At 72.2% G+C, this 17,276-nt stretch carries 21 protein-coding genes; 12 read left to right on the top strand and 9 right to left on the bottom strand.

Translation table 11 applies throughout. From position 1 onward, the window contains the following. The first annotated feature begins 47 nt into the window (after positions 1-47). Genes AC07FT_RS03745 through AC07FT_RS03730 form a run of 4 tightly spaced genes read left to right on the top strand, consistent with a single transcriptional unit; the run spans position 48 to position 4,139 of the window. A complete protein-coding gene (locus AC07FT_RS03745; protein WP_479173694.1) occupies positions 48-2,585 on the top strand; it encodes a sensor histidine kinase in 2,538 nt (845 codons plus the stop codon). Continuing rightward, on the top strand, positions 2,569-3,048 hold the full coding sequence (locus tag AC07FT_RS03740) for a roadblock/LC7 domain-containing protein (protein ID WP_471194265.1): 480 nt from the start codon (positions 2,569-2,571) through the stop codon (positions 3,046-3,048). The genes AC07FT_RS03745 and AC07FT_RS03740 overlap by 17 nt, the downstream gene beginning before the upstream one ends. Before the next feature lie 49 nt (positions 3,049-3,097). Beyond that, positions 3,098-3,580 (top strand): DUF742 domain-containing protein, encoded by a 483-nt coding sequence (locus AC07FT_RS03735; protein ID WP_479173692.1) that lies wholly within the window; start codon positions 3,098-3,100, stop codon positions 3,578-3,580. After that, positions 3,528-4,139 carry a GTP-binding protein gene (locus tag AC07FT_RS03730; RefSeq protein WP_254737934.1) on the top strand — a complete coding sequence of 204 codons (612 nt, stop codon included), beginning with the start codon at positions 3,528-3,530 and terminating at the stop codon, positions 4,137-4,139. Before AC07FT_RS03735 ends, AC07FT_RS03730 begins: the two co-directional genes overlap by 53 nt. 16 nt (positions 4,140-4,155) lie before the next feature. Here the strand turns inward: AC07FT_RS03730 and AC07FT_RS03725 are convergent, their stop codons facing one another. Continuing rightward, positions 4,156-4,743: a TetR/AcrR family transcriptional regulator gene (locus tag AC07FT_RS03725; RefSeq protein WP_479173691.1), complete on the bottom strand. Its 588-nt coding sequence runs from the start codon at positions 4,741-4,743 to the stop codon at positions 4,156-4,158. Between the two features lie 58 nt (positions 4,744-4,801). On the opposite strand from AC07FT_RS03725, the gene AC07FT_RS03720 reads away from it, so the two are divergent. Then, complete coding sequence (locus tag AC07FT_RS03720; RefSeq protein WP_479173689.1) at positions 4,802-5,632, top strand: class I SAM-dependent methyltransferase; 831 nt, start codon at positions 4,802-4,804, stop codon at positions 5,630-5,632. 24 nt (positions 5,633-5,656) lie between these two features. Here the strand turns inward: AC07FT_RS03720 and AC07FT_RS03715 are convergent, their stop codons facing one another. After that, a complete protein-coding gene (locus tag AC07FT_RS03715; protein WP_479173687.1) occupies positions 5,657-6,394 on the bottom strand; it encodes an SDR family oxidoreductase in 738 nt (245 codons plus the stop codon). Between the two features lie 94 nt (positions 6,395-6,488). On the opposite strand from AC07FT_RS03715, the gene AC07FT_RS03710 reads away from it, so the two are divergent. Further along, complete coding sequence (locus tag AC07FT_RS03710; RefSeq protein WP_479173686.1) at positions 6,489-7,298, top strand: helix-turn-helix transcriptional regulator; 810 nt, start codon at positions 6,489-6,491, stop codon at positions 7,296-7,298. A 9-nt stretch (positions 7,299-7,307) separates the two neighbouring features. Here AC07FT_RS03710 and AC07FT_RS03705 read toward each other — a convergent pair whose 3' ends face one another. Together AC07FT_RS03705 and AC07FT_RS03700 are read right to left on the bottom strand one after the other, a co-directional pair. Beyond that, entirely contained in the window at positions 7,308-7,607 is a 300-nt protein-coding gene (locus tag AC07FT_RS03705; RefSeq protein ID WP_479173684.1) for a hypothetical protein, read from the bottom strand. A gap of 131 nt (positions 7,608-7,738) precedes the next feature. Further along, the gene (locus tag AC07FT_RS03700; protein WP_479173682.1) at positions 7,739-8,827 is read right to left on the bottom strand and encodes a hypothetical protein; all 1,089 of its coding nucleotides are present in this window, start codon (positions 8,825-8,827) and stop codon (positions 7,739-7,741) included. A gap of 333 nt (positions 8,828-9,160) precedes the next feature. Here AC07FT_RS03700 and AC07FT_RS03695 point away from each other — a divergent pair, with 333 nt between their 5' ends. Further along, a complete protein-coding gene (locus AC07FT_RS03695) occupies positions 9,161-10,165 on the top strand; it encodes a right-handed parallel beta-helix repeat-containing protein (RefSeq protein ID WP_479173680.1) in 1,005 nt (334 codons plus the stop codon). 59 nt (positions 10,166-10,224) lie between these two features. Next, the gene (locus AC07FT_RS03690) at positions 10,225-10,530 is read left to right on the top strand and encodes a hypothetical protein (protein ID WP_479173678.1); all 306 of its coding nucleotides are present in this window, start codon (positions 10,225-10,227) and stop codon (positions 10,528-10,530) included. Between the two features lie 30 nt (positions 10,531-10,560). Here AC07FT_RS03690 and AC07FT_RS03685 read toward each other — a convergent pair whose 3' ends face one another. Then, positions 10,561-10,911: a hypothetical protein gene (locus AC07FT_RS03685; protein WP_479173962.1), complete on the bottom strand. Its 351-nt coding sequence runs from the start codon at positions 10,909-10,911 to the stop codon at positions 10,561-10,563. Positions 10,912-11,165: 254 nt separating this feature from the next. Between AC07FT_RS03685 and AC07FT_RS03680 the strand changes: the two genes are divergently transcribed. The 3 genes from AC07FT_RS03680 (at position 11,166) to AC07FT_RS03670 (ending at position 12,803) form a co-directional block, all read left to right on the top strand. After that, positions 11,166-11,513, top strand: a complete 348-nt coding sequence (locus tag AC07FT_RS03680; protein WP_479173677.1) for a hypothetical protein — start codon at positions 11,166-11,168, stop codon at positions 11,511-11,513. Beyond that, positions 11,510-11,824, top strand: a complete 315-nt coding sequence (locus AC07FT_RS03675; RefSeq protein ID WP_479173675.1) for a hypothetical protein — start codon at positions 11,510-11,512, stop codon at positions 11,822-11,824. Before AC07FT_RS03680 ends, AC07FT_RS03675 begins: the two co-directional genes overlap by 4 nt. Before the next feature lie 142 nt (positions 11,825-11,966). After that, the gene (locus AC07FT_RS03670) at positions 11,967-12,803 is read left to right on the top strand and encodes a poly-gamma-glutamate hydrolase family protein (RefSeq protein ID WP_479173673.1); all 837 of its coding nucleotides are present in this window, start codon (positions 11,967-11,969) and stop codon (positions 12,801-12,803) included. A gap of 470 nt (positions 12,804-13,273) precedes the next feature. Here the strand turns inward: AC07FT_RS03670 and msrA are convergent, their stop codons facing one another. Continuing rightward, entirely contained in the window at positions 13,274-13,933 is a 660-nt protein-coding gene (msrA, locus tag AC07FT_RS03665) for a peptide-methionine (S)-S-oxide reductase MsrA (RefSeq protein WP_479173671.1), read from the bottom strand. A gap of 86 nt (positions 13,934-14,019) precedes the next feature. After that, positions 14,020-15,117: a hypothetical protein gene (locus AC07FT_RS03660; RefSeq protein ID WP_479173669.1), complete on the bottom strand. Its 1,098-nt coding sequence runs from the start codon at positions 15,115-15,117 to the stop codon at positions 14,020-14,022. 117 nt (positions 15,118-15,234) lie between these two features. Between AC07FT_RS03660 and AC07FT_RS03655 the strand changes: the two genes are divergently transcribed. Then, the gene (locus AC07FT_RS03655) at positions 15,235-16,392 is read left to right on the top strand and encodes a cystathionine gamma-synthase (RefSeq protein ID WP_479173667.1); all 1,158 of its coding nucleotides are present in this window, start codon (positions 15,235-15,237) and stop codon (positions 16,390-16,392) included. A 55-nt stretch (positions 16,393-16,447) separates the two neighbouring features. Here the strand turns inward: AC07FT_RS03655 and AC07FT_RS03650 are convergent, their stop codons facing one another. Beyond that, positions 16,448-16,699 (bottom strand): hypothetical protein, encoded by a 252-nt coding sequence (locus AC07FT_RS03650; RefSeq protein WP_254737969.1) that lies wholly within the window; start codon positions 16,697-16,699, stop codon positions 16,448-16,450. Next, a complete protein-coding gene (locus AC07FT_RS03645) occupies positions 16,696-17,211 on the bottom strand; it encodes a sigma factor-like helix-turn-helix DNA-binding protein (protein WP_432010529.1) in 516 nt (171 codons plus the stop codon). The genes AC07FT_RS03650 and AC07FT_RS03645 overlap by 4 nt, the downstream gene beginning before the upstream one ends. Between the last annotated feature and the right edge of the window lie 65 nt (positions 17,212-17,276).

Raw genomic sequence — 17,276 nt, 5'->3', positions numbered from 1 at the left:
AGCAACACCTCGGTCACCGCTCAGGAGCACATCGAAGGAGGACCTGGGTGTCTGTGGACACACCGGATCACCCACCCGCACCGGACCCGTCGGCGCCGGACACACCGGCCCCCGGCTCGTCGGCCCCTCATCCGTCCGCCCCGGACCGGCCCGGAGGCGACGCACAAGGACCGCGGTCCCGGCCGCGGACGGGCGCCCTCCTCGACCGGTGGCCGTTCCGCCGGAAGCTCAACGTCCTGGTGCTCGTACCGGTCACCGTCGTCGGCGTCCTCCTCGGGGTGGGCGTCTACGGCCAGGTGGAACGGGCCCGGGACGCCGACCGGGTCGCACAACTGGTGCGTGACAGCGGCCAGGTCACCCGGCTGATCAACGACGTCCAGGCCGAGCACCGGCAGGCCCTGCTGCTGGCCGTCCGGCAGGAGGCCGCCCGCCCCGGCACCGCCCTGCCGTCCACCACGGACTACGACCGCGCCCAGCGGGTCACCGACGACCAGGCCGACGCCGTGCGTTCGGCCTTCGGCTCGGGGCTGCCCGAGGAGGAGTCGCGCGCCCTCGGCTACGTCCGGCGCCTCAGCGTGCTGCGGGACAAGGTCGAGCGGGGCTCGGTCCCGGCCGCCGGGATCGACCCCGCGTACGCCGCGGCCGTCGGCTACCTGATCGACGGCCTCGGCCTCGACCGCTACACCGGCTCCTCCTCCGCCCCGGTCATCGCGCTGCTGGACGCGGTGCTGCGCGCCGACGCCGCCCACGCGGCCTTCGAGGGCGGGGTGTTCTCCGCCCAGACCCGGGACGCCAACGCCGTCACCGAGTACACCCGGGCGGTCGGCGCCCACCGGATCTTCGAGGAGCAGTCGGAGCGCTTCGCCAGGATCGCCGATCCGTACCAGGTGCTGCGGCTCGACGGCATCGAGCGGAACGCCGAGCAGAACGGGATCGAGGACCGGTTCGCCGAGCTCCAGATCGACCCGGGCTCCCTCCAGGGCCAGTCGTCCGCCCAGCTGCGCACCACGATGGCCGCGGAGACCCGGCAGGCCGAGGCCCGGCTCGCCGTCACCCGGACGCTGATCGGCGATATCGCGGGCCGCGCGGACGGCCTCTCCGACGCCGCCCTCTACCGGGCGCTGGCCCTTCTCGCCCTCGCCGTCCTCGGCTTCGCCGCGTGGCTGGGCTTCTCCTTCCTCGTCCGCCGCTCGGTGGTCCGCCCCCTGGCGGCCCTGACCGGCGCCGCTCACCAGGTGGTCGAGGTCGCGGGCGAGGAACTCGCCAAGGTCGAGGACGACGACTCCGCGGACAGCACCCCGCTGCGCCCCCGGCCCATCCCGGTCCCGGTGCGCGACGAGATCGGCGATCTGGCCGAGGCGTTCAACCAGGTGCAGGTCACCGCGGCGGCGCTGCTGGAACGCCAGGTGGTCAGCCGCCGCAACGTCGGCGAGATGTTCGGCAACGTCGGCCGCCGGGTCAGCAACCTCACCACCCGCCAGCTGACGCTGATCGACGCCGTCGAACGCGAGGAGACCGCCCCCGAGGTCCTGGAGCGGCTCTACCGCATCGACCACATCGCCGTACGCCTCCAGCGCAACGCCGACAGCCTGATGCTGCTCGCGGGCATCCGCGAATCCGAACTGGACGCCCGGCCGACCGCGCTGGCCGATGTCATCCGCGCCTCGCTCGGCCGGATCGAGGGCTACCAGCGGGTGTCCCTGCGGTCCGAGACCGAGGTCACCGTCGTCCCCGACATCATCGGCGACCTGACGCTGATGCTCGCCGAACTGCTGGAGAACGCGGTCGCGTTCTCCCCCTCGGACACCCCCATCGAGGTGGCCGTCCGGCCCGGCACCGATGTGACGTCCGACGGCGGGGCGCTGGTCGAGGTGATCGACCACGGCCTCGGGATGAGCGCGGAACGGCTCGCCGAGGAGAACGCCCGGCTGGTGCGCCGGGAGCGGCTGGACCTCGTACCGACCAAGGTGCTCGGCCTGTTCGTGGTCGGCGGCCTGGCCCGCCGCTCGGGTATCCGGGTCACCCTGAGCCGTACACCCGGCGGCGGGGTGACGGGCACGGTGTGGGTGCCGTCCGCGCTGCTGCTGCGGGAAGCGCCGGGGGAGGGGACGGCGCCGGAGCGGACGCCGGAGCCCGTGCCGCGGCGCGCCCCGGTGCCGTCCCCGGCCTCGGCGGCTCCCACGGCGACGACCGGGGCGGGGCTGCCGAAGCGGGTCCCGGCGGCGCGTACCGAGCAGCCGGACCGGGAGTCCGTACCGGAGACGGAACCAGAACCGGAAAGGGAAGCGGAATCCTCGTCCGGGGAGTCCCGGGCCCCCGGCTCCCGTCCGCTGCGACGGCGGGTGAGGGGCGCGACCCTCGACCGGACCACCGCCGCCCCGGACGGCCGGGCCGCCCCGGCCGTCCGCCCGGCCGCCGACGCCGACGCGGTCCGCTCCGAACTCGACGAGTTCGAGGCGGCCGTCCGCCGGGCGGAGCGGGACGCGGAAGAGGACGGCCGCCCGGCGGACCGGTCCGCCCCCGCCCTCACCCCCTCGACACATCAGCGATCCCGTAAGGAGTCGGGCAGTGAACACGCCGACTGATAACAGCGGTCCGGTCGGGTCCACGACGGACGAACCCACCGATCTGCGTGCCGCCGCGGCCGACTTCACCTGGCTGCTCGACCGGTTCGCGACGGAGACCGCGGGAGTGGTCGACGCCATCGCGGTGTCCTCCGACGGTCTGCTGATCGCCGTCTCCCGGCTGCGCGAACAGGCCGACTCCGAGCGGCTCGCCGCGATCGTGTCCGGTGTGACGAGCCTCGCCGCCGGTGCGTCCGGCAACTACGGCCTGGGTGGCCTCAACAAGGTCATCATCGATCTGGAGGGCGGCCACGTACTGGTGTCTTCCATCGGCTGCGGTGCCGTGCTCGGCGTGGTGACCTCGAAGGAGGCGAAGCTGGGCAACATCGCCTACGAGATGACCCTGTTCGCCAACCGGGCGGGTGCCGCGCTCACCCCCCAGCTCGTCCTGGAGCTCAAGAAGAGCGCGGGCGCCGGCGGCTGACCCGCCGGGCGCGGCGGCAGCGGCAGAGGCATTCGAGGAGGGGGCGGAGATGGCCGTCGGTGAACCGGCACCGCATGAGGCGGAGAAGGCGGGACCGGCGCATCCACCACCGGACGGGCCGGAGAACCCGGTGGGCCGGGTGACGGATCCGGTGGGCCGGGCGTCCGCGATCCGTCCTTTCCTGCTGACCGCGGGGAGGGTGGCGGGGAGCGGCTCCGCGACACCCCTCCCGGTCGAGACCCAGATCGTGGCGACACCGGACGGGCTGACGGCCCTGCCGTCGCTCACCTTCGAACGCCACGCCATCGTCGCGGCCTGCCGCCGGCCGCAGTCGGTGGCGGAGCTGGCCGCCCGGCTGCGTCTCCACCTCAACGTGGTCCGGGTCCTGGCGGAGGACCTGTGCGCCGCCGGCCAGCTGGCGGTCCATGTGCCGAACGCCAGGACAGTCCAGGACATCTCCGTACTGCGAAGGGTGATCGATGGTCTCCGTGCCGTCCCCGACTCACGGGGCGCACTCCGTGACAGCGGCTGAACAACCGCCCCTGCCGGTCAAGTTGGTGATCGCCGGGGGGTTCGGGGTCGGCAAGACCACGGCCGTGGCCTCGATCTCCGAGATCCGTCCGCTGACCACCGAGGCGGCCATCACGGAGGTCGCGGCGGGCGTGGACGACCTCACCCACACCCCCGACAAGACCACCACCACGGTCGCGATGGACTTCGGCTGCATCACCATCGACCCGACCCTGAAGCTGTACCTGTTCGGCACCCCGGGCCAGGAGCGGTTCGGCTTCATGTGGGACGACGTGGTCGAGGGCGCCCTCGGCGGCCTGGTGATCGTGGACACCCGCCGTCTGGACGACTGCTACGCGGCGGTCGACTACTTCGAGCACAAGGACATCCCGTTCGCCGTCGCGGTGAACGCCTTCGACGGCGAGGTCCAGCACACCCTGGACGAGGTCCGCTGGGCCCTCGACATCTCCGGGCACACGCCCCTCGTCGTCTTCGACGCACGCGAGACCGGTTCCGTCCGCGACGCCCTCCTGGTCGTCCTCGACGTCGCCCTCACCCGCGCGGAGGCGGCCGGGGGCTGACCGCCCGCCCCCGCGGCTACCGCACGGCACCGCCGATGACCGTGGTCACGACCTTGCGGACCGCTTCCGCGTCCGGCGGGGCGGCCTCGCGGTCGGCGAAGAGCAGATGCCCGGCGCCGATCAGCGTGGGGGCGAGCGTGGCGACGTCGGCGTCCGCCGCGAGACGGCCGAGGCCGCGTTCGGCGGTGAGGTAGGCGGCGAGCACGGCCGTGGCCTCGGTCAGCAGCGGGACACCCGTCGGTGTGGACTCCCGCAGCCGGGCGCGGAGTTCGTCCCGTGAGGTGACGAGTCCGACGACGGCCACGGCGACCGACTCGAAGAGATCCGTCAGCGCGCCGGTGAGGTTGTCCGCCACCGTGCCGGTCCCGGCGGAGTCGTGCAGGGCGGCCCCCCGGCGGTCCAGCCGGGCGACGCGGTCCCGGACGAGTTCGGCCAGGAAGGCGTCGAAGTCGGCGAAGTGCCGGTGCAGTACACCCTTGGCGCATCCCGCCTCCGTGGTGACCGCGCGGCTGGTCAGCGCGCTCGGCCCGTCCCGGAGCAGGATCCGCTCGGCCGCGCCGAACAACTGCTCGCGCACATCACGTAGGGCCACACCGGTCGGCACCGTGTGTTCCTCCTCCGTCCGGTTGACGAGTGGGCGTGTGCCCACTCATAGTGGGCGCATGCCCACTGTACCCTCGCCGGAGCACCGGCCCACCGTGGACGAACCTCACCGACACCGGCGTATGGCCGAGTCGTTCGGCGCGGACGCCGAACGCTACGACCGGGCCCGCCCCCGCTACCCCCAGGATCTGATCCACCGCATCACCGCCGCCGCCCCCGGCCCCGACGTCCTCTGCGTCGGCTGCGGCACCGGAATCGACGCCCGGCAGTTCCGGGCCGCCGGATGCACGGTGCTCGGGGTCGAACCCGACGCCCGCATGGCCGGCCTGACCCGCCGCGGCGGTATCGACGCCGATGTGGCCGCCTTCGAGTCCTGGGACCCCGCCGGACGCACCTTCGACGCGGTCGTCGCGGGCCAGTCCTGGCACTGGATCGACCCCGTCGCGGGCGCCGCCAAGGCCGCCCGTGTCCTCCGCCCCGGCGGACGGCTGGCCGCGTTCTGGAACGTCTTCCGGCTCCCGCCCGAGGTGGCGGACGCCTTCACCGCGGTCTACCGCCGTGTACTGCCCGACTCCCCGCTCACCGCCCGCCTCACGGCGGGCCAGAGCCAGGGACGGGACGCCTACCAGCCCCTGCTCACCAAGGTCGCCGAGGGGATCCGGGCGGTGGGCGGCTTCGGCGACCCCGAGCAGTGGGCCGACACCTGGGAGTGGACCTACACCCGCGACGCCTGGCTCGACCAGCTCCCCACCCAGGGTCTCTTCACCCAACTCCGCCCGGAACAGCTCCAGGAGATCCTCTCCGGCGTCGCCACCGCCCTCGACACCCTGGGCGGCGGCTTCACGATGCCCTACACGACCGTGACGGTGACGGCACCGCTCACCGGCTGAAGCCGGACAGCCCCCGGAGCGGCGTCAGTCCTGTGCCGTCGGCCGGATGACGATCTCGTTCACATCGACCGTGGCGGGCTGCGCGATCGCGTACGCGATGGCCTCGGCGATCGCCTCCGGCGGGATCGCAATGCGGTCGCGGACCTCCGCGACCCGCCGTCTGGCGCGCTCGTTCGTGGACGCGTCGACGAAGCCGGTGGCCACCATGCCCGGCGAGACGGTGGTCACGCGCAGGGCGTCACCGGCCTCCTGGCGCAGTCCTTCGCAGAGGGCGCGCACCGCGAACTTGGTACCGGCGTAGACCGCCATCGTCGGCACGACGCGGAACGCGGCCGTGGAGGCGGTGGTGATGAAGTGGCCCGAGCCCTGCGCCCGGAACACCGGCAGCGCGGCACCGATGCCGTGCAGTACGCCCTTGATGTTGACGTCGACCATGGTGTCCCACTCGTCGACGCGCAGATCGTCCAGCGGCGAGATCGTCCCGACGCCCGCGTTGCTCACCAGAACGTCCAGCCGCCCGTACCGCTCACCGGCCAGGGCGACCAGGGCCCGCACATCGTCCCGCCGGGTGACATCGGTGCGCAGCCGTACGGCCGTGCCGCCCGCCTCCTCGATCCGTGCCACCAGCTCCGTGAGGCGTTCGGTCCGCCGCCCGCCCAGGACGAGGCGCGCGCCCCGCTCGGCGAGCAGCAGGGCGGTCGCCTCGCCGATCCCGCTGCCCGCGCCCGTGATCGCCACGACCTTGCCGTCGATTCCCGTCATGATGTCCTCCTCGTGCCTGTCGGACATCAGTCTGTGAGGAGCTGAAGCTGGTATACAGAATCCTCTTATCCTGGAACCAGAGGTGCCAGCGCCCATGTCCGACCCCACGCCCGACCCCCGGTCCGAGCAACGGGCCCAGCGCCGTGAGCTGGGCGCCTTCCTCCGCAGCCGCAGAGAGCGGATCACCCCCGACCAGGTCGGCCTGCCGCTGTCCGCCCGGCGCCGGACCCCGGGCCTGCGCCGCGAGGAGCTGGCGCTGCTCGCCGGGATCAGCGCCACCTGGTACACCTACCTCGAACAGGGCCGGGACATCCGCGCCTCGGACCAGGTGCTCGGCGCCCTCGCCACCGCGCTGCGGCTGGACCCCCAGGAGCGCGGCCACCTCTTCCGGCTCGCCGGGCAGCCGCTCGTGGACGCCCCCGGGGAACCCGAACCGCTCGCCCCCGAGGCGGCGGCCGTACCCCTGCTGCTCCAGCCGCACCCGGCGTACGTCATCGGCGGCACCTATGACGTGCTCAGCCACAACCAGGCGGCCGAAGACCTCTTCCCCCACCTCATCGACACCGCGGACCGCCCGCCCAACTTCCTGCGCTGGGTGTTCCTCGAACCCGCGGCCCGCGACGTCCTCGTCGACTGGGAGCCCGAGGCCCGCGGTCTCCTGGCCCGCCTGCGCACCCTGGCCGGACGCCATCCCGGCGAGCCCCGGTACACCCGTCTGATCGAGGAGTTGACGGCGGCGAGCCCGGAGGTGCGGTCCTGGTGGCCGCGGTACGACGTCCAGGTGCGCCACGGCGGCCGCAAACGGCTGCGACGGCCGGAGCGCGGCGTGGTCGAGTACGCGTACACCGCGTTCCACCTGGCGGAGCGGCCGGACCAGACCCTGGTCGTCTACGCGGAGGTGTGACCCCCGGGCTCAACCGCCGTACGCGCAGAGGAAGAAGACGACCCCGCCGAGCCCGGCGGCGCCGAGCGCCGTCCCGGCGACGGAAGTCCACAGCCGGCCGGCGCCCCGGCGGGCGTGATGCACACCCATCGCCCCGAGGCAGATCGCGAGGCCACCGGTGAGGGCCGTCCAGGGGAAGGCGAGGAAGAAGAGAGCGGGCACCCACGCGCCGAGGGTGGAGAGGGCGCCGAGAACCAGCGCGGAGGGGCCGAGCGCGACGGCGGGTGTGTCGGTCGGGTCGGTCCGGTCGCTCACGGTCGATGCGGGCATGGCCTGTCCCCCCGTAGGACGAGTTCACCTTGCCCGTCGAGCGTACTCCCGGGTGGCCGGCCATGTGCTGCGGCCCCCGGCCGATGTCGTCGGCCGGGGGCGAGACGCCCGTTCCCGATCGGACGGAGTGGTCAGCTCCCGCTGGGGGCGCCGTTGTCGCAGCCGGGAACGCTGTTGGGCGGGGCGCAGTTGGTCGGGTGGTTCTTGACGACGGCGCTGCGGATGAGGGTCACCTCGAAGGGCGTCACCTTGGTCGAGTTCCCCTTGACCTCCTTGCGCGTGCTGGTGCCGATGTGCAGGCCCAGCGCGCTTCCGGGGTTCGAGATACCGCCGCCGGTGGTGGGGCCACCGTTGGAGGTGTTGTGGGCGACGGTGCTGCGGTAGAGCGACAGCGGCTCGTCCGCGCCGGTGCGGATGCCGCCGCCGTCGTTCCGGGCGATGTTGCCCGTGACCTTGGTGGAGTTCAGACGCAGCGGCCCGGTCTCGAAGTTGATGGCCAGGGTGACGATGCCGCCCCCGAGGTCACCGGAGTCGTTGTGCTCGACCGCGACGTTGTTGAGCTTGGTGTCCCCCGCGTTGGCGAGACCGCCGCCCCAGAACGCGCCGCTGTTGTCGTGGAGGCTGCCGCCGTCCATCGTCATCGTGCCGTTGGTGGCCACTCCGCCGCCGAAGGTGGCCCGGTTGTAGCTGACCGTGCTGTTCTTCAGGACGAGCGTGCCCAGCTGGTTCCAGATCCCGCCGCCGGTGCTGGCCTTGTTGCTCCGGACCGTCGAGTCGGTCAGGGTGAGGGTGCCGCCGGCGTTGAGGATCCCGCCGCCGTCGGAGTCCGTCGTGCCCAGCTCGCCGTAGCGCGCGGTGATCGACTTCAGGCTGAGGCTGCCGCCCTGCCGTACGTGGAAGATGCGGAAGAGGTCACCGGAATTGCGCTCGACCGTGGTGTCGTCCCCGGTGATCCGCACATTGCCGGTGATCTCGGGCAGGCCGTCACCCGGGTTGTCGGCGGACCTCAGGGTGTAGACGCACCGGGGGGCGAGAAGGATGCTGCCGCTGCCGCTGCCGCTGGTGTTCGCGCTGTTGATGGCCGCCTTCAGGGCGGTGACGTCGTTGCACGCGACGCGGATCGCCGCCCGTGCCTGCGCTGCTCCGGTGGGCAGGAGGGTCAGACACAGGCCGAGGCCGGTGACGGCGGTGATGGTGGCGCGTCTGAGCGTGTCAGTCATGCGGCTTCCCTTGGCTGTGGGGGGGGAGGGGCTGGGCGGGATCCGGGCGGCGCCCGGCGGCCGAGCCCCCTGGGCGCCCCCGATCATCGCGCAGACCTATACGAACCAGGCATTCGGTGCACCTCGGACAAGCCGTTCGGGCGTACCGCCCCGGACGGTTTCCTCCGGGCGCGCCGCGCGGACCAGGACCGTTCGGCGGTACATCAGGTGAGGCCGCCCGGGCCGACGGCTATGAAAGGAGAGGCCCGCTTCACCCACCCGCTGGTCGGCGGCCCGGCCGAGGGACGACGGCGCGCTGCGCCGGGTCCTCCCAGCACTGCGAAAGGCGTACCGATGAAGAACGTCGTGCGGTCCGGTGCGGTGACCGCCGTGGCCGGCCTGGGACTGTCCCTCACCGTCCTGCCCGCCGGACCGGCGGACGCCGCCGCGGCGATCCGTGTGCGGTGCGGCGACATCACCGGTCTGGTCGACGCGATCAACCAGGCCAACACCAGCGGTGGCACCATCACCCTCGCGGCCCACTGCGCCTACACCCTCACCGCGGCCGACAACGCGGATGACGGGCTGCCGGAGATCACCGGGAACGTGACGATCACCGGTCGCGACACCACGATCCGACGCGACCCGGCCGCGACCCAGGACTTCCGCATCCTCCATGTGGCGCTCGACGGAACGCTCAGCCTGAAGGCGCTCACCATCAGCGGCGGCAGCCTTCCCGCGTTCGCCGGCGGCGGCATCTGGAACAGCGGCACCCTGAACCTGAAGCGCACGGCCATCAAGGGCAACCACGCCGAGACCAGCGGCGGTATCCACAACGTCGGTGGACGGCTCGACCTCGTCGACAGCACGGTCGAGCGCAACACCGCGACCCTCAACGGCGGAGGCATCCTCAACGGACGCAACCAGCTCCTGGGCCGCCCCGGCACGCTGACCATGCACGGCGGTTCACTGCTCAGGAACCGGGCACTCAACGACGGGGGCGGCGGCCTGGAGAACCTGCGCAGCACCGCGGAGCTGACCTCGGTCTCGGTCAAGGGGAACACCGCTCCGCGCGGCGGCGGCATCAACCAGTTCGCGGGCACCCTGCACCTGACGTCGACCACCCTCAGCGAGAACATCGCCGTGACCGGCGGCGGACTCAGGAATTCCTTCAGTACCGCGACGCTGGTACGGAGTCGGATCACCCGCAATACGGCGATCAGCGCGGGCGGCGGCATCTTCAACGAGAACGACAGCTCGGTCACGCTCGACGCCAGCAAGGTCACCCACAACGCCCCGGACAACTGCGCCCCCGAGACGTCCGTCCCCGGCTGCCCGTCCACCCCGGCGGGCACATAGCCGCCACCGGCCCCCGGTGTGCGACGATCTCCGTCACGGAGCGGACACCGGGGGGTTTCATGCCGCAGCCTGACGACGACGGCTATGAGCCGGTCTTCAAGAAGAGCAAGTGGGGCACGAACCGGTACACCTACAACCCGGCCAACCCCGTGGGGATGGCCCTGATCATCCTCAGCCTCGTCTTCGCGGGCGTGATGATGTTCCTGATGGAGGAGCGGAAGGGCCCCTTCGAGCCCCCGAAGGAGACGCCCTGGAGCCCGCCGGCCGAGGAGAACCCCACCTTCTCGTGGGAACGGAGCCCGACCCCTTCCACCAGCCCGACCCGTTCCACCAGTCCGACCCCCTCACCGAGCCCGACCCGCTGAGCGCGCGGGGAGCGGCCGTTCACCCGGCGCTCACAGCGGAAGGCCGAGCGCGACGCGTGCGTCGTCCAGGATCCTTCCGATCGCGCACGCGGCGCGTCGGGCTTGCGCCGCGTCGCCGGTCCCGGCGGTGTCCTCCCAGCGACGGAACTCTTTCGCGAGATTCGGCTGCCGCTGGATCTGGATGGAGACGGCCCACTGGGCGATGAAGCGCTGGAGGGGGGCCAGGCCGGAGGTCTGACGTGACTGGGCGGCAGCCTGATCCAGTTCCCGGGTGAAGGCGGGCAGGGCGACGGGTGCGATCTGCGCGACGGTCTGGCGAAGCGCCGTGACAGTGGCGGGCGGCTGAGCGATGAGTGGCTGCCCGGCGCTGCAGGTGGTGATCGCTGCTCCCATGGGCGAGATTCTGACCTTGCTGCCTCATCACCTTCATCTGTTGCAGCACGTGCTTTCAGACAGGATCTCTCTGCGGTGCAGCTGTCCTGGACCTTCGGCAGTCGTCTCCGGTGCCGTCCGCGCCGCTCCGGCGGAGCGCGCCGCCCTGACCCGGGTGACGCGATCTCCCTCGCACCGGACGCGTCTTGCCAGCTTTGGCCCCGGGGCTACCCGGGGCCACCAGAGGTGGGGGAGACACACTGATGCGTAAGCGCGTCACCATGGCTACCGTTGCCAGCGCCCTGGCGCTGTCCGCCTTCGCTGTTCCGGGGGCCGCCCAGGCGGACGAAGTCGTGGGCGACACCACGATGGAGGTGGTCATCAACGGGGGGGCCGACATTGCCCTGGGCACCACAAAAACGAAAACCTTCACCATCGCGGTGACCGCCACCGACGACTCGGGGATCAAAGAGGACAACAACGTTCCCGCGCTGTGGTACGGGCCCGGCCCGATAGAGCCTGACGACCCGTATGGGCTCGTGCTCCAGACAATGGCGCCGGTGACTGTGTGGCTCACAACGTCACAACGACCACCTGTACCTTCATCATGAGGATGAACCCACGGATCGACCCTCAGGACAACACCACGGCTGGAACCTGGAAGCTGACCCGCGCCAGCTGGGAGACCTTCAGGTACTCCGGCTACTCGGGTCAGCCGGTGAGACTGCAGTTCCGCAAGAAGGGCACCAGCACCTACACCACCGTCAAGACGGTGACCACGCGTCGTGGCGGCGCCCTGAAGGCCGCCGTCAAGGCTGCTGAGTCGGATGACGGCCGGACGTGGCACCCGGCCCGCACCGGGCCGGGCTGGGCATGTCCGACGTGTCAGGACGCTAACGGGGCGCCGGGGCCGGGCACATGAGGAATGCGTGACCGTATGACTCCACGGCCGGCAGGGCGCCCATCTTCCGCCGGGCCGGGACGCCTTCGGCGGTGGAGTAGTGCGTACTCAACATCGGTGTGCGATCTTGAACCATCCGGGAAGGGGGTGTAAGGGTTCATCCATGGCGAACATCAGACGTCGATCGATCCTCACCGCGGCTGCGGCCGCGGCCGTGGGTGTGCCCTTCCTCACCACCATGGCGGATCGCGGAAACGCCGCCGGGGTGGCGGACGACCGCTATGGCTCCAATACCGAGCTCTACCGGAAGCTGGCCGACCGGGAGGGCATCGACTGGGCCACGCGGTCCCGGGGGCCGTCCGGCTCCGTCCGTACGGCCGTCCTGGCTCCGCACGGGGGCGGCATCGAGGTCGGGACGAGCGAGTTGTGCCTGGGCATCGCCGGCTGCCGGCCGGAGCGGCCGAGTCGGCCGCTGTTCTCGGGCGCGGCCTACGGCTACTGGATGTTCGAGGGGCTGCGCAGCTCGGGGAATGCCGTCCTCCATGTGACCTCGGCGCACTGCGACGACCCGGTCGCGCTCTCCCTGGTGCGCAACGGCGACTTCGCGGTCTCGCTGCACGGCTGCCGCGCCGACCAGCTGGCCGACGCCGCGACCGACCTGGCCGGCAGCGGGAACCGGGCCGTGGTCGTCGGCGGGCGGGACGCGCGGCTGGGGGCGGCGGTGAAGCAGGCGATCCGTGGGTCCTTCAGCTCCGCGCAGATCACGGTCCTCGACGGAAGCGAGGTCCCTGGGCTGGACGGCGGGGACCCGGCGAACATCGTCAACCGCACCGCCACGAGCCGCGGCGTCCAGCTGGAAATGACCACCGAGCTGCGCCGGGCGATGTTCGGCGACGCGTCGAGTCCGGCGAGGCGGCGCGAGACCTACGACGCCTCGGGCGCCTGGTTCCGCGAGTTCTGCACGGCCGTGCGCAGCGCGATCCACAGCCACGAGAGCTGAACGGTCCTCGCGGTCCGGCGGCTCTCCCGGTCCGGCATCGTGAATCCGCCACGGGCGGCGGGGCGTTGAGAGCGGCGAAATTCAGGGGCCCGGGACGTGATCAGCGCTGTAGCCTTCCTGGATGGATTCGTATCGAATGCCGCTTTTCTGTGGCACCGATCTGGCCGCAGGCATTGAGCGGGCCGAAGCGCAACTCATCACGAAAGGCAGTGAGGCCGCCCATCGCCGCAGGGGAGACGGCCCAGGCTTTCTGAAACCGGTTTCCGCTAGTCCGTGGTGCCAGCCGTGAAAGCCAGTGCCATGTCGATACCACGGCCTGTCCGTATTCGATTAGCGGGCATCGCTTCGAGCCAATGAGGTCGTCCTAGCACGCCAGGCTATCGCCGTAGGCAGCTTGTGGTGGCGGTCCCGTGGCCATCGAACGCTGACTTCCTCCAGCATGGACAGAGGCTCGGCGTCGAGATCGCGGCTCATCCGTCAGTTGGGGCCACCCCGATCGGACAGGCCACACCAGTCCCGCCGATGCCGCAGTAGCCCGCGGGGTTCTTGTCCAGGTACTGCTGGTGGTCGCCCTCCGCCGGGTAGAAGGGGCCCGCGGGGAGGATCTCCGTGGTGATGTCGCCGTAGCCCGAGCCGGTCAGGACCGATTGATAGGCGGCGCGCGAGGACTCGGCCTCGGCCTGCTGCTCGGGGGAGTGGGTGTAGACCGCCGAACGGTACTGGGTGCCGACGTCGTTGCCCTGGCGGAAGCCCTGCGTGGGGTCGTGGGACTCCCAGAAGAGCTTCAGCAGGGCACCGTAGGAGGTGACGGCCGGGTCGAAGACGACGCGGACGGCCTCGGTGTGGCCGGTGAGGCCGCTGCACACCTCTTCGTAGGAGGGGTTCCTGGTGTGGCCGCCCTGGTAGCCGACGAGCGTCGTCCACACCCCCGGGGCCTGCCAGAACTTCCGCTCCGCGCCCCAGAAACAGCCGAGCCCGAAGTCGGCGACGACCAGACCGTCCGGGTACGGACCGGTGAGCGGGTTGCCGAGGACGGTGTGGCGGGCGGGGACGGAGAACGCGGGGTCGGGGCGGCCCTTCAGCGCCTCCTCGGAGGTCGGGAGGTGGTTCTTGTGGCGGCTGAACAGCATGCGGGCTCCTTCGGGTACGCGGCGCGTCCCGTACAACGGATGCCGGCGCGGGAGAATTCCGGGCCGCCATCCGTCGTAAGGCGGCGTCAGCGCGGCAGCGTCGCCGGGGAGCCGCCGTGGCCCTCCCAGCCCGCGACCGCGAGCGCCCGGTAGACCGCGTACTCGGCCGCCGGGTCCGCGCCGTAGGACCACGGCACCGCGCCCACATGGCCGTCCACGTACCGCAGCTGCTCCATCGCCTCCGCGTACCGCTCCGCCCGTACCAGGAACCACACCAGAAGATGGCGGACGTGGGGGAGGACCGGGTGGTCGGCGGGGGCCTGCCGGGCCGCGAAGAGGGCGCCCTCGATCGCCTTGGTGATCACTTCGCCCTGGTAGAGGCCGCGCACCAGATTGACGTCGGGCAGGTGCTCGAAGACGCCGAACAGCGGCAGAGCGGGCAGCAGGCTCTTCTCCGGGGCGGAGGCGGCGGCCGCGTGGGTGAAGGCGTCGGCGAGCTCCTGGGAGCCGTGCCACTTGCCGCACCAGTAGTGCAGCGCGGCCAGATGCGCGCCCATGTGGTGCGGGGCGCGCTCGGTGACCTTGGACCACAGCTCCTCGAAGTCGGCCTGCCGGTAGCCCAGACCACGGGCGACGCCGAGCTCGATGATGTACGGCACCGGGTCGCCGGGGGCCAGCAGCGCCGCCTCCTGGCAGACGCTCCGGGCCTCCTCGAGGATCATCCGGAAGTCGGGCGAGGACGGGTCCAGCAGGGCCTGCCGGACCAGGAACTCGGCGTGCACCTGGGCCGCTCCCGCGTCCTTGGGCGCCGCCACCCGCCAGGTGCGCAGCCACATACCGCCCTGGCCCGGGGTCCGCGCCAGTTCGTAGGCCGCCGCCCCGGCCAGCGTCTGCACCCGCTGCCAGCGCAGCTCCGACGACGCCTCGGTCAGCGCGAGCAGCCGGGCTGCGGGCTGCCAGTCCTGTCCGGACTGGACCTCCTCCAGGGCGTCGGTGAGCGGGCGGTCCGGGCCGGGCAGCCGGACGTCCAGCCGCTCCGGCGGGACGAAGCCGTACTCCGCCGGGTCCGCGGCGCGCAGGGCCCCCCGCATGGCCTCGCGGCCCCCGCGCATCCGCCGCAGCGCGGGCAGGATGATCAGCCCGCCCACCATGACGAGGGCGATGAGGAAGATCAGAAGCTCCATGAGGATCCCCGTGAGAAGGTGCGAACGGTTCCGACGGTGCTAACGCCTGAACTCCAGCCTATGTGCCCACCCGGACGAGGGACCCGGCACCGCCCCGACGGGCGTTACCCTCGGCCCATGACCGACCAGCATCAGCACCCGCAGAGCTTCGAGACGCTCGCCATCCACGCCGGCCAGGAGGCGGACCCGCTCACCGGGGCCGTCGTGCCCCCGATCTACCAGGTCTCCACCTACAAGCAGGACGGGGTGGGCGGCCTGCGCAACGGTTATGAGTACAGCCGTTCCGCCAACCCCACCCGTACCGCCCTGGAGGAGAACCTGGCGGCGCTCGAAGGCGGCCGCCGCGGCCTCGCCTTCGCCTCCGGCCTGGCCGCCGAGGACTGCCTGCTGCGCACGCTGCTGGTGCCGGGCGACCACGTGGTGATCCCGAACGACGCCTACGGCGGTACGTTCCGGCTGTTCGCCAAGGTCGTCGAGCGCTGGGGCGTGGAGTGGTCGGTCGCCGACACCTCCGACCCGGCCGCGGTACGGGCCGCGCTGCGCCCCCGCACCAAGGTGATCTGGGTGGAGACGCCCAGCAACCCGCTGCTCGGCATCACCGACATCGCCGCCGTCGCCGGCATCGCCCGCGGCGCCGGGGCCCGTCTGGTCGTCGACAACACCTTCGCCAGCCCCTACCTCCAGCAGCCGCTGGCGCTGGGCGCGGACGTGGTGGTGCACTCCACCACCAAGTACATGGGCGGTCATTCGGACGTGGTCGGCGGCGGGCTCGTCGTCGCCGACCCCGGTCTCGGTGAGGAACTGGCCTACCACCAGAACGCGATGGGCGCCGTCGCCGGGCCCTTCGACTCCTGGCTGGTGCTGCGGGGCATCAAGACCCTCGCCGTCCGGATGGACCGGCACAGCTCCAACGCCGCGCGGATCGCGGAGCTGCTGGCCTCCCACGCCAAGGTGACCCAGGTCTACTACCCGGGGCTGCCGGAGCACGCCGGGCACGAGGTCGCCGCCAAGCAGATGCGGGCCTTCGGCGGCATGGTGTCGTTCCGGGTCGCGGGCGGCGAGGAGGCGGCGGTCGAGGTCTGCAACCGGGCACGGCTCTTCACGCTGGGGGAGTCGCTGGGCGGTGTGGAGTCGCTGATCGAGCACCCGGGCCGGATGACGCACGCCTCCACCGCGGGCTCGGCCCTGGAGGTGCCCGCCGACCTCGTCCGGCTGTCGGTCGGCATCGAGTCGGTCGACGACCTGGTGGCCGATCTGACCCAGGCCCTGGGCTGACCCAGGCCCTGGGCTGGCCCAGGTCCCCGGGCCGGCCCACGCGGGGCTCCGGCCCTCACCACCCCTCCAGCGGAGGGGTGGTGTCGGTCGGCGGCAGCGTCCACGGCTCGACGATCGCCGCCCACACGCCGAACGCGACCACCGCGGCGAACAGCAGCACCCAGCCGACGGCCCGTACGGCGCGCCGGCGGCGGAGGATCCGCTGTCCCCGGCCCGCCGCCCGGTCCGCCAGGTCCGGGGGCAGCAGCGGATGCGGGCCCTCCATCAACCGGCGGACCTCGTCCTCCTTGCGGTCCCAGGAGCTCATGGGACCGCTCCCGCCGCGCCCGCGGGGGTGCTCGCCGCCGTGCCGCCGCGGCGCGGGGGCGACGGCTGCCGCGGCACCCCGCTGCGCATCACGGACACCGCGCGGGTGCAGATCGCCCGCACCCGTTCGACCGGGAGCCCGAGCGCGGCGGCCGTCTGCTCCTCGGCCACGCCCTCGTAGAGCCGCAGCACCAGCACCAGCCGCTCGCGCGGGGTGAGCCGGTCCAGGGTGCCGCCGCGCGGACGGCGGTAGTGATGGCCGCGGCGGGCGAAGAGGGCGGCCAGTTCCATCCGGGTGCGGTCGTACGGATCCTCGCCGCGCAGCTGGTCCCAGCGGGCGTATGTGCGGGCGAGCGCCGTGTTGAGCAGGCGCTGGGCGTCCGCGGTGTCCCGCGTCAGTGGTTCCCCCGTGAGCAGTGCGGCCGCATGCAGCAGCCTGCCACCCGCGCCCGCGACGAACGCCTCGAACTCCCGGGCCCGGCGGCTCTCCTGTGCTGCCCGCCGATCTCGCACCGCGCCTCCGCCTCCCCGTTCCTTTAGGACACGGCAGGTACGGGCGCGCGGTCAAGAGGTCTGCC

This window comes from Streptomyces sp. NPDC045899, assembly GCF_056431485.1.
The sequence above is the reverse complement of the archived record's forward strand: the minus strand, read 5'-3'. Positions and strand labels throughout refer to the sequence as shown.